Origin of the sequence: Sediminispirochaeta bajacaliforniensis DSM 16054 (assembly GCF_000378205.1) — a bacterium.
Taxonomy (GTDB): domain Bacteria; phylum Spirochaetota; class Spirochaetia; order DSM-16054; family Sediminispirochaetaceae; genus Sediminispirochaeta; species Sediminispirochaeta bajacaliforniensis.
The window spans coordinates 1-11,268 of sequence record NZ_KB899414.1 but is presented as its reverse complement, the minus strand read 5'-3'; the positions used below and the strand labels follow the sequence as shown (position 1 = coordinate 11,268).

Annotated in this window: 8 protein-coding genes; 7 read left to right on the top strand and 1 reads right to left on the bottom strand. The window is 48.6% G+C overall.

What is annotated here, in order from left to right; translation table 11 throughout:
• The first annotated feature begins 19 nt into the window (after window positions 1-19).
• The 6 genes from F459_RS0109625 (at window position 20) to F459_RS0109595 (ending at window position 6,544) form a co-directional block, all read left to right on the top strand.
• Entirely contained in the window at window positions 20-2,050 is a 2,031-nt protein-coding gene (locus F459_RS0109625) for a hypothetical protein (RefSeq protein WP_020612521.1), read from the top strand.
• A gap of 57 nt (window positions 2,051-2,107) precedes the next feature.
• Window positions 2,108-2,542, top strand: a complete 435-nt coding sequence (locus F459_RS0109620; protein ID WP_245540136.1) for a response regulator — start codon at window positions 2,108-2,110, stop codon at window positions 2,540-2,542.
• Window positions 2,535-3,656, top strand: coding sequence for an Hpt domain-containing protein (locus tag F459_RS0109615; RefSeq protein ID WP_020612519.1), 1,122 nt, complete (start codon window positions 2,535-2,537; stop codon window positions 3,654-3,656). The genes F459_RS0109620 and F459_RS0109615 overlap by 8 nt, the downstream gene beginning before the upstream one ends.
• 22 nt (window positions 3,657-3,678) lie before the next feature.
• Window positions 3,679-4,089, top strand: a complete 411-nt coding sequence (locus F459_RS0109610) for a response regulator (protein ID WP_020612518.1) — start codon at window positions 3,679-3,681, stop codon at window positions 4,087-4,089.
• 26 nt (window positions 4,090-4,115) lie between these two features.
• Window positions 4,116-5,213 carry a hybrid sensor histidine kinase/response regulator gene (locus F459_RS0109605; protein ID WP_020612517.1) on the top strand — a complete coding sequence of 366 codons (1,098 nt, stop codon included), beginning with the start codon at window positions 4,116-4,118 and terminating at the stop codon, window positions 5,211-5,213.
• Window positions 5,214-5,341: 128 nt separating this feature from the next.
• Complete coding sequence (locus F459_RS0109595; protein WP_020612515.1) at window positions 5,342-6,544, top strand: pyridoxal phosphate-dependent aminotransferase; 1,203 nt, start codon at window positions 5,342-5,344, stop codon at window positions 6,542-6,544.
• On the opposite strand, the gene F459_RS0109590 is transcribed toward F459_RS0109595, so the two are convergent.
• Window positions 6,534-9,434 carry a PEP/pyruvate-binding domain-containing protein gene (locus F459_RS0109590; protein ID WP_245540135.1) on the bottom strand — a complete coding sequence of 967 codons (2,901 nt, stop codon included), beginning with the start codon at window positions 9,432-9,434 and terminating at the stop codon, window positions 6,534-6,536. The two genes, F459_RS0109595 and F459_RS0109590, sit on opposite strands and share 11 nt — an antisense overlap.
• Window positions 9,435-9,686: 252 nt before the next feature.
• On the opposite strand from F459_RS0109590, the gene gdhA reads away from it, so the two are divergent.
• Window positions 9,687-11,024: an NADP-specific glutamate dehydrogenase gene (gene gdhA, locus F459_RS0109585; protein ID WP_020612513.1), complete on the top strand. Its 1,338-nt coding sequence runs from the start codon at window positions 9,687-9,689 to the stop codon at window positions 11,022-11,024.
• The last annotated feature ends 244 nt before the right edge of the window (window positions 11,025-11,268 follow it).

The following is an 11,268-nucleotide window of genomic DNA, read 5'->3' as shown; positions in this document are numbered from 1 at the left end:
TACTTGAGGCACTAAACCGATGAATGCCCTTAACGATTTTGAGCAGCTGCTTCGCGCATATACTCGCAAACGACGTACCGCTTCGATCGCTTTGGCCACGCTGATGCGGGGCATCGGAAAGTGGTCGGGCGAGGTACGCCAAACAAAGCAGGATTTCACCGATTTCTCCTCGTATTCGCCTGTTATGCTTTCGGAGCTGCTGGATCAGGCGAAGGCTAAGAATATCGCGGTCGTTCAAAATGAGCCTGCAGGGCGGATCGTCTACTATCTTGGCTATTTTGTATATGCTGTTCGTGGAGCCTATGAGGAGATGGAGGCCGATAACGATCGTCCCTTTCCTTGTGAGGAAAGTTTTCGCTTTTCTTTTCCAATAGAAGTGCTCCAGGTGCTTGATGTTAAGGCTGAGTTTGTCGATCTGCTCAGAGGTCAGTTAAAGATAGAGCATCCGATTCTGAAACTGACCTTTCCCGAAGGTATCCGTTCCATGCTCCTTTTACCGGAGATGGCGGAAGAAAAGCTCCTGAACCTTTGTATTTCCAAGATGCGTCAATACTTAACCATCAAAAAGAATGTCGATTATGTGAACCATCGGCTCCTGGCGGCCTTTCCGGGGAAAGAGCGAAGTATCAGGGACATGATCAACAATATCCTTACCCAGCGTGATACGGCCCTTTCCATTGTCAAAGATCCGGATGACTTCACCTTTCAGTTTTGGTCTCATTTCATGAGCGTTATTATGAAGGATTTTCGTGAAAAAGAGACAAAACTCGAACGAGAGCACGCTTTCAGCCAAGCCTCATACCTTGTGGGGATGTATAATCTTTTCTTTAAGGGAAACAAGCGAACAAAGCAGGAAAAAGAGCATGCCTTTCAGGTGGTGGAGAAAGGCATTAAAAGTGCTCCTTTTTATCATACCTTTCTTGATATCAGCAGTTTTAGGGATCCGAAGGGCTTTCCCGTCAGCAGAACCATAAAGCAGAAAGAGCTTGCAACCTATCTTGAACGGCGTACCGAGCTAAAAGAATCGGGGCCGCTTCCCGACATCATCAGGATACGTGATGCCGCGGGTCACGAGTTTTATATTCCAAAGGATCGTCTGCTTCAGCTCACCTTGAAAAAGGTGGTTGAAATCAGCCGGAATATCCGCAGAGAGGTAAGCAGGGAATGGGCGGAGCATCTTGGAGAATTCCGAAAGGTTCCTGAGATGATCCGGCGAGAGGCTCTGGAATCCGATCTTTGGCTTAGGGTAAAGAATCGTGACCCCTTACTCTTTGCCCTTCTCAAATTTGAGCTTTTGCTGATGACTCTTCACGAGACAAAGCCGTCGAAAGAGGTCTTCATCGAAACCGAGCGGCTGTTGGATGTAAAGAAGAATGCCTTGATCCCCATCGATGAAATCCTTCGGTTCGACCGAAAGACCGTTCTGCTTGAGGCTAGAACCCTTATCCCTTTGTGGAAGAGTATTCCTATCGTCGGTCGGCTTGGCGTTATGCTGATGCGTTTATTCCGGGGGATGGGGTCAAAGGCCGGTTCGATTAAAGACCCTGCGGAGCTTTATGCCCGCTTTTCCGGTTCTGATAAACAAGCTTCCGGAAGCTCTTCTCAACCCCGTTCTACGGGTAAGAAGAGTGATATTGGCGAGGGTTTTCATAAGCTGCCGGAAAGGCAGGAGCCCGCTGCTCCACTTCCCGGAAAAAAATCACGGGAGGCTGCCCTGCAGCAGTACCGGAAAGCGGTCCATGCGCTAAAGGTTGCATATGTCGGAGAAGGTGGGGATCTTCGTACCGATATGAAGGAGCTGATTGAGGCGTGGAATCCCTTGGTCGAGCCCCAGGCAAAAGCCGACTTGATCGAGGATGTTAATGCCATGGTTCGTGATTTTATGCGTCGCCTCAAACGGGGCTTTTCCATTTCTCCTCCGGACCAGGATCGAATCAGAAATTTGGCGGAAAAAGTTGCGGAATCGGACGCCCTGAAGGAGATCAAACGCAAGGATCCGCTCACCAGGTATATCGAGCTTTATATGATCGAACAACTTGGAAAGAAATAATCATGCCTGTGGAGCCATTTGACATGGCGTGTACCGGCACCTATGATAAACAGTGTTATGATCGTAAAAACAATCATTTGTGATGATGACCCTATGGTGCTGGCGCTTCTGAAGGCCTATTTGTCTCCTCTGAAAATGCTGGATATACAAACGGTGGATAGTGCACCCAAGGCCCTTGAGATTATCAGACATGAGAAAATTCATCTTCTCATTCTTGATATCGTCATGCCGATAATGGATGGAATTACCCTATTACGAGAGGCCAAAAAGATCGATCCCTTGACTCATGTGGTCATGATGACCTCCGACGCCACCCTTGGGCGGGTGATTGATTCTCTTGGAAGCGGCGCGCTGGATTTTGTCATGAAGCCGTTTCAGGATGAACATGACATTGTCGAAATTGTCGAGGGTTCCGTTGCCCGCTGGGAACGGTGGAATAAGGTACTAAAAGAGACGGCCCGAAAAACCTATGAGGCAGGAGACCATGCTTGATGATCTTGCTTCCCTCCAGTCGCAATTTTACGAAGATGCCTCAGATCTTTTAAATAGCGGCGAAGCGATTCTCCTGGCCCTGGAGGACGGAAACGGCGATACCGAACAGCTTAATGCCCTTTTTCGTGTTTTCCACACCCTTAAGGGAAATGCCAATATGGTTGGTATCGAATCGGTCGGCCGACTTTGCCATGCTCTGGAATCTATCCTCGACGGTGTGAGGAAAGGTACGGCCCCTCTTGACGAAAGCATGCTGCAGCATAGCTTTGAGGTTATCGATCTCTTGGGGCAGATTGCCGCTCGTGCGGATGCGGCACCTTTTGATGATCATATTTCTCAAATAGTCGGGCAACTTGAGGAGGGGGGGGGAAGGAGTGCCGAAAAGGTTTCTGCTTCCGAACCACTCTCTGCTCCTGCGGTCTCCGAAGTAACTGAAACAGAAGCAGAAGACAGCAAGGCAACACAGCGTGCGGATTTTATTTCTGGAAAGGCTCTTTTCCTGCGTTTTGCGGGAAGTTACGGCCGAGCCGTTGAGCTTGCCGGGGAGATACAATTCGCAGATAGCGACAAGAGCATTGAACAGCTTCTTGATCTCGGAATGCTTGCCCTTGATCTTCGGGACCTTGGTGTGCAGCTGGATGAAGGCGAATTGGGACGTGTCGCCATCTATCTGGAAAAGTTTGTTACCGCTCTTTTACGTCTTCAGGCCGAATATGAAGAGATCACCTTCGAGCTCCTTTATGTGCTGCTTGATGAGATTGAAGATCGTCTGAGAACTCTGCTGAAACGGGTTCCCTGGTTCAGAGTTGAGCAAGTGGAGGAACCGATCCAGCTACGCAATCTGGTCGGTTTGGAAATCGAAGAAGAAAAGGAAGATGTGCTTGTGGTCGAACTGCACATATCGGAGGAAGCTTTCCTTCGCAGTGCGGACCTTTTTAATCAGTGTCGGCGGCTCAAAGAGGAGCGCAAGGGGCCTGTTTGCTTTCTTCACGCAAACCCCGGGGTTCTTGCGAAGGCTGCTCAACTGCTTGGCCAAAGTATAGGGGCCGTATATCCTGATGTTCATAAAGATGTTCTTTCCGGGATCATTGGGATAGCGACTTCCCTGAGTTGACAACGAAGGTTAGGAGATTGATATGGCAAAGAAATTATTGATAATCGATGACTCTTTTCTTGTCCGGTCGGGACTGGAAGGGGCATTTAAAAAAAGTGGAAAATGGGAGATTTCGCTGGCGGAGAATGGAAAGATCGGCCTTGAGAAAATTCTATCCGAAAAACCTGATATCGTGATTATGGATATTGAGATGCCGGAAATGGATGGACTCGCCACTTTGAAAGAAATCGGTTCGAAAAAACGGTCGGGAGAAATTCTAAAAAGTTTACCTGTTATCATTTTAAGCGGAACAATGTACGAAAACGATGAAAATATTCGTAGAGCCAAAATGTTAGGGGCTTCCGACGTCATGGCAAAGCCTATGGGGAAATCTTCAACAGTTACGATTGATGTTACGGCGTTGCAAGAGCGAATGGAGAAATTGCTTGCGTAAGATTTCCGGTAGAAAGGACGGTATAGATGGGCGATGAGTACCAATCCTCGCGGATACTGATTGTCGATGATGTGTACAGGAATATTCAGCTTGCAGGAGCAATCCTTAAGCAAGAAAATTTTCATTTTTCCTTTGCCACCGATGGTAAAACTGCTCTGCGCGTTGCACGGGAAGGCGGTGTCGATCTGATTCTGCTGGATATCATGATGCCTGATCTTGATGGGTTTTCGGTCTGTTCACTTCTGAAAGAGAAGCCGGAGACCGCCGATATTCCAGTCATTTTTTTGACGGCGAAAAATGATACCGAAAGCATTGTACGTGGTTTCGATCTTGGTGCCGTCGATTATCTGACAAAACCTTTTCAAGCCGCAGAACTGTTGGCCAGGGTCCGTACCCATGTGCATCTGCGAATTACCGAGCGCAAGTTGAAAGAGGCTAATGCCGCAAAAGATCGCTTTTTTTCCATTATTGCCCACGACCTTCGTAGCCCATTTACCGCTCTGCTTGGGGTAAGTCAGTATCTGCGGGATGGAATCGACGAGCTAAGCCCCGAAACTGCCAAGGAGCTTATCGGGGGGATTCATAGTGCAAGCAAAAATGCCTTCGACCTCCTGGAAAATTTGCTGCAGTGGTCAAGGGTCCAGATTGGAACAGCTGTTTTTGTCCCCGAAGATGTCGAACTTGCCTCATCCGTTCGGGACAACATCGGTCTTTTAGGGGTTAACATTGCAGCGAAAGATCTCTCGGTTGAAAACAAGGTACCGGAGAATATCCGGGCCTATGCAGATGCCCGTGTAGTGGACACTGTTATTCGCAATTTGCTTTCCAATGCTGTCAAATTTACCCCCAGAGGCGGACGGATTGAGCTAATCGGAGAAGAGGGTGGAGAGGTTTGTCGTCTCATTGTTCGCGATTCCGGTGTCGGAATGAGTGAAAAGCAGCTTGCATCGCTTTTCAAGATCGATTCGAGGCAAAATACGAAAGGCACGGAGCAGGAGGAGGGGTCTGGCCTGGGGCTTATCCTGAGTAAAGAGTTCCTCGATCGAAGTAACGGCTGCCTCTCGGTAGAAAGTCATCCTGGTGAAGGCTCTGTTTTTACCGTTACCCTTCCTGCCTTTTCGTAGAATTGGCCCCTATCTTCCCTGATTTCTTTTCACATGACCCCTTTTCTGGGCCTTCGCTCCGTTGACCACCATTATTTTGCTATGATAGGCTTTCTCTCCATTAACCATACTTGATTTCGGAGGTACTCATGGGAACACTGCCCCTTTCTAACCGCAACAATCAAATGCAAGAGAGCTCTATTCGTAAATTGGCTCCTTACGCCGATGCGGCCAAGGCGGCAGGCGTTGCCGTATACCATCTCAATATTGGGCAGCCGGATATAAAAACGCCGGATGCCATGGTAAAGGCCTACACCGAAGCACCGGATATTATTGCCTACGGGCCTTCTCCAGGAGTCGAAAGTTACAGGCGCAAACTTGCCGATTACTATCGGACTATTGGTGTTCATGTCGGTGTCGACGATATCTTCGTTACCACCGGCGGAAGCGAAGCCTTGATTTTTGCCATGATGGCCGTTCTCTCTCCTGGAGATGAACTGATCATTGCCGAGCCCTATTACACCAATTACAACGGTTTTGCCGTTATGGCCGGGGCGTCGATAGTGCCTGTTACTGCCACCATCGACGATGGATTTCGTCTTCCTTCTATCGAAGCTTTTGAGGCTGTCATTACTGAACGGAGTAGGGCAATTCTGATTACCTCTCCGGGAAACCCCACCGGCGCCATTTTTACCCGCCCGCAACTTGAGCAGCTGGCAGCTTTCGCCAAACGGCACAATCTTTTTGTACTTAGCGACGAGGTCTACCGCGATTTTTTCTACGGAGAGGAAAAGCCTGCTTCGATTCTTTCCATTCCCGGGCTGGAAGAGCACGCTGTCATGATCGACTCGGTGAGTAAGCGCTTCTCTGCTTGTGGAGCAAGGATTGGGGCTTTGGTGACGAAAAACCGGGATATCTACTCTTTGGTCATGAAGTTCGGGCAGGCCCGCCTCTGCCCTCCGGCTGTTGAGCAAATTGCCGCCGAGCGGGCTCTGGATACACCGCCAGAATACCTGCGGGATGTTGTGGCGGAGTATAAGCTTCGCCGGGACCTTGCGGTTGAGGCCTTGTCGAAGATCGACGGTGTTGTGGTCAAAAAACCCGAAGGAGCCTTTTACTTGATTGCCCAGCTTCCGGTAGATGACGCGGAGGCCTTCGCCATTTGGCTCCTCCGCGATTTTCGCTTAAACGGAGCCACCACTATGGTGGCCCCTGCCGCAGGCTTTTACGCAAGCCCGGGACTGGGAAAGAATCAAATCAGAATCGCCTATGTCTTAAATCGGGAAGCACTCGGGAATGCTATTCATATCATTGACGAGGGACTCAAGGAGTATCGCCGACTTAAAGGGTAATCAATCCCCTTCCTGTCTTTCCGTCGATCTTTACCGTTAAGGGGGATGAAAAGCGTATGTGTCGCAGGAATTTATCCTCCTTGGCGGCTTTCATCTTGTTGAGATACTCGACATTGAAGAGTCCGTCGTCCATAAAGGGATTGATGGTGAGGTAGGCATTTCTCAGGCTTGTGATGTTCTGAAAAAAATGGGTGCCTTGGCTCGGATCCACCCTGAAATTTTTCAGTCCCGACTCTACAATGACCCGGGCATTGGATATTTGACTCCAGTTGATAGGGATACCCAGCCACCTGTCGCTTGATCCGAGTCGACCGGGAACCACAAGAATGTATCCCCTATCTTCATCATCCAACGCTGCATTGATCTCGGCTATGCTTGTTGCCATCTCCTTTGTTTTGGAGGGATCGAAACGGTCCGGGTTGATATAGACGAAATCACGAATTTCCCGGTAGTTGCCGTTCCCCATCGCTTTGTTGCTAAAGACAAGAGCCGTTTTAGGATCAGGTTCTTCAATAACCAGATCCTCGGCCTCTGCGTTTTCGACAATTGGTCTGATTTGAAGGAAGCTGAAGGTGGGAAGCCTTCCTCCTACCGGCTTTAGGTTGACGGCGAACTCTATTTCAATGGGGACGTTCATGGCCTGTTTCCCCATCTTCAGCAATTCAGTAATGATGTCGGCCAAGGGAAACATGCCGTAGCGGAGGATACCGGAGAAGGTAAGGACCCTCGGGCCTTTGTATCCGCTACCGTCCCGTAGTATATGATTTTCCATGTCGTAGGTAGAGGCGAGATTCTTCAGCATCCCATCCTCTTCTGCAGCGGAGAGATCCAGGCTGATGATATTGGATTCTTCTTTGTGGGTAACAGAGAAGGATTCGGAATCCATGGAAAGGGCGAAAAAGTTTTTCTGAGTCTCCTTCATGGCGGTTTTGGTATCGGAGAGTTGAATAATTTTTTTGGGGTAGCGGGGGCTGAATCTAAGAGATATACCACCCTCCACAACGGTTTTTCCCAGGCCTAACGCAATGTTGACGATCCCGTCCTCCGGTTTCTCATTTTCGATTGGGTAAAAATTGAGACTACGGGCAACACCAGAAATGTGAGGATAACAACGATCATTATGAACGGAACCGGTTATTTCCTGGATAATGACCGCCATCTTTTCTTCCTCAACCAGATTATTTGTAGCACGCATGTAATCTTTGCTTGCCTGGTAGTAGGTCGAAGCAAAAACGCACCGTATCGCTTCGGCGAGATCCTGGAACCTTCGGGAGAGATCGATGTGGTTGTTTGGAAGCATAAAGGTGGAATAAATGCCGGCAAAGGGTTGGTAGTGGCTGTCCTCCAACAGGCTGGAAGAGCGGACGGCTATGGGATTGTGTACCACCTGAAGAAGGGCGGAAAGGTCCTCGCTTATCTTTACCGGCAGCTTTGCGGCAAGAAATGCGTCGAGAATTTCTTTGTCGCTGTGATCGGAGAGTGCTATATCGTAGAGTCTGTTTGTCTCCATGAATTCTTCGAATATTTCGGTGGTCAGCACGACCGTCCGGGGTATCGAGACGATAACCCCGGGATATTTTATGTTGAGCCGTTTCTGTTTCAACTGTAAATCGATAAAGGCAAGACCTCGCCCCTTGCCTCCCAGACTGCCGTTTCCGATCCTGCTGAATAGGGATAACTCGTCAAACCGATCCCTCTGGAATTCGGCTATGGTACCTCGACCTTCCTGTGTGCGAAACTGCTTTATAGCGCCGATGATAAAGTCACGAAGCTCTTGTGCGTGGTCGAAGTCCGAAAGCTGTTTAGGGCGGAGGTATTCGGCAAGAGAAAAAAGTGCACGTGCCTTGAGCCACTTCGATATATCGTTGTTATTCACATGGGCAACAAAGGAGTCATCGGGAATTTCCGCGATGCGGTGTTGGAGCTCCCAGAGATCATGGGCCCGCATGATCGGGGCCTGGGTTACCGGGTCCCGAAAGACAAAGTCTCCAAAACCGTAGTTTGATCTGATATACTCTTCCAGCTCTTTGAGCAATCCCTTGGAGTGTTTGTAGATGAAGGAGGCCTGATGGCTCTCGGCATCCTTTGTATGCTCCTGGTGACTCGACTGGAGAAGGATGGGGAGTTCTCGATTTTCTTTCCTGATGTGTTCACATAGTTTAAGCCCTGCGGAACGATCGATTATTCCCTCTTTTTTGTACGTAACATCGGTGATAATGCCGAGAAGATTGCTCTTGTAGGCCTCATAAAGGGCTATAGCTTCTTCATAGTTCCTTGCCAGGAGAATTTTGGGGCGTCCCCGCATGCGCATGGTTTGCTGCCATTCGTTGAGCCCTTCGGTCATGAGACATCGGGCCTGACTGAAAAGCGTTTGATAGATCATGGGCAGATAGCTTGAGTAATATCGTACCGAATCCTCTACCAGAATGATTGTCTGGACCCCGGCAGTAGCAACATCGTCGGCAACATTCATTCTGTCTTCTATCAATTTTACCATTGCCAGAAGGATATTCGGATTACCCTGCCAGCTGAAAATATAATCGATGGATGATATATCCTCATTGTGAAGGCGTTGCATGGTTTCTCGTGTCGAGATCGGTGTAAGAACAATGATGGGTTTATTTGGATATTTGGCCTTAATCCGCTTCGCGAGATCAATGGCATTCAAATCCCCTATATTCAGCATGGTAATGACCAGGTCGAAATGACGTTTTTCGAGCATGGCAAAGGCGTCTTTTGCAGAAGATGCTTGGGTGAATTTCGGTGGATAGCGAAGATTCAGGCTGACATATTCCTGAAACAACAGCTCATCGATTCTTCCGTCCTCTTCGAGCATAAATTTATCGTAGGGGCTGCAGACCAGCAATATATCCGCAACTCTCTTTTGCATGAGAAGTTTAAAAGATGTCTCTCTAAAAAAATATTGTTCCATAATGTTCTGAAGAATATCATATTTGAGTGTCGGATGCGAGACTTATATCTGTTGTGAAAAACCGCTATTTTTAAAAACATTCTTGCGTAAATAAATGATTATAAAGCCGTAAATTAACAAAATACGAAATAATACTTGACTGCGCTTGTTTTGAGCGTTAGAGTAACAACGTGTCCCAACGCCAAGAGACATACCGTATGGAGGACGAGAGTGTACAACATAAAAGAATTTATGGCCGAGCTTGAAAAAAAGAATCCGGCCGAACCTGAATTTATTCAGGCTGTTCAGGAAGTAATAGAATCGGTTATCGATGTTGTAAACGATAATCCGGCATATCTGAATGCGAAAATACTTGAACGAATTACCGAACCGGATCGCATCTACACCTTCAAGGTCGAATGGGAAGATGATAACGGGGATGTTCAGGTAAATCGTGGCTATCGTGTACAGTTCAATAACGCTATTGGTCCGTATAAAGGTGGTTTGCGTTTCCACCCCAGCGTAACATTGGGTACGTTGAAATTCCTTGGTTTCGAACAGACCTTTAAAAATAGTCTGACGACCCTTCCTATGGGAGGTGCAAAAGGGGGAAGTGATTTCAACCCCAAAGGAAAAAGCGATAATGAAATTATGCGGTTTTGCCGTAGCTTCATGACAAGCCTTTGGCGTTACATTGGTCCCGATACCGATGTACCTGCAGGCGATATCGGTGTCGGTGGCAGAGAGATCGGATACCTTTACGGACAATATAAACGCCTCCAGTTGGTAAATGCCGGCGTGTTGACAGGGAAAGGAAGAAACTGGGGCGGTTCTTTGATCAGGCCGGAAGCCACCGGTTTTGGTTCGATGTATTTTACTCGGCAGATGGTGGAAAGTACCGGAGAATCCATGAAAGGCAAGAGAATTGCTGTTTCCGGATTCGGCAACGTAGCCTGGGGGGCCTGCATGAAGGCTTCCGAATTGGGGGCAAAGGTCATCACCATTTCGGGGCCCGATGGATATATTCTCGACGAAGAGGGAGTCAATACCGAGGAAAAGTGGAACTATATGCTCGAACTGCGTGCCAGCAATAACGACGTGGTTGAGCCTTATGCCGCTAAGTTCGGGGCAAAGTTTTTCCCCGGAAAGCGTCCTTGGGATGTTCCCGTAGACATTGCTGTCCCCTGTGCCATCCAGAATGAGTTGCACGGAGATGATGCGGACAAACTGATGGCAAACGGTGTCAAATTCGTGGTCGAAACCAGTAATATGGGCTGTACCGCCGAGGCCGTAGAAAAATTCCTTGCAGCGAAAGTCCCCTTTGTTCCCGGAAAGGCCGCTAATGCCGGCGGGGTCGCTGTTTCCGGTTTGGAGATGAGCCAGAACTCCATGAAACTTTCCTGGCCAGCCGAAGAGGTGGATGAAAAGTTGAAACGAATCATGGGAGACATCCACGACGCTTGCGTGCGTGATGGACGTACGGAGGATGGATACATCAACTATGTAAAAGGGGCGAATATCGCCGGTTTCAAGAAAGTGGCCGATGCGATGCTCGATCTTGGTTACTAATTTTTTGTTTGGCGAATAATGCCCCCGAAAGAGGGTACGTATGCTCTGCCGTTCGGTCGTTGATCGGACGGCTTTCTTACTGTCCGGAATCGTGGTGATTCCTTTACCTTTAAGCCCATGCATAAGAAGGAAGATAGTCAATCATCCACCGTAAGGCCGTGGGAATGCACCTGACCCACAGCTCCCTCCCACTCCGATTCATGGGCTGGTTCCGTAAGAAAAACCTCCGCCTGGTATACAGACT

Excerpts from the sequence above, each read along its gene's own strand:
- F459_RS0109610 (WP_020612518.1), top strand. The coding sequence starts at position 3,679 with ATGGCAAAGAAATTATTGATAATCGATGACTCTTTTCTTGTCCGGTCG.
- F459_RS0109595 (WP_020612515.1), top strand. The coding sequence starts at position 5,342 with ATGGGAACACTGCCCCTTTCTAACCGCAACAATCAAATGCAAGAGAGC.
- F459_RS0109605 (WP_020612517.1), top strand. The coding sequence starts at position 4,116 with ATGGGCGATGAGTACCAATCCTCGCGGATACTGATTGTCGATGATGTG.
- F459_RS0109620 (WP_245540136.1), top strand. The coding sequence starts at position 2,108 with ATGATCGTAAAAACAATCATTTGTGATGATGACCCTATGGTGCTGGCG.
- F459_RS0109625 (WP_020612521.1), top strand. The coding sequence starts at position 20 with ATGAATGCCCTTAACGATTTTGAGCAGCTGCTTCGCGCATATACTCGC.
- F459_RS0109590 (WP_245540135.1), bottom strand. The coding sequence starts at position 9,434 with ATGCAAAAGAGAGTTGCGGATATATTGCTGGTCTGCAGCCCCTACGAT.
- F459_RS0109615 (WP_020612519.1), top strand. The coding sequence starts at position 2,535 with ATGCTTGATGATCTTGCTTCCCTCCAGTCGCAATTTTACGAAGATGCC.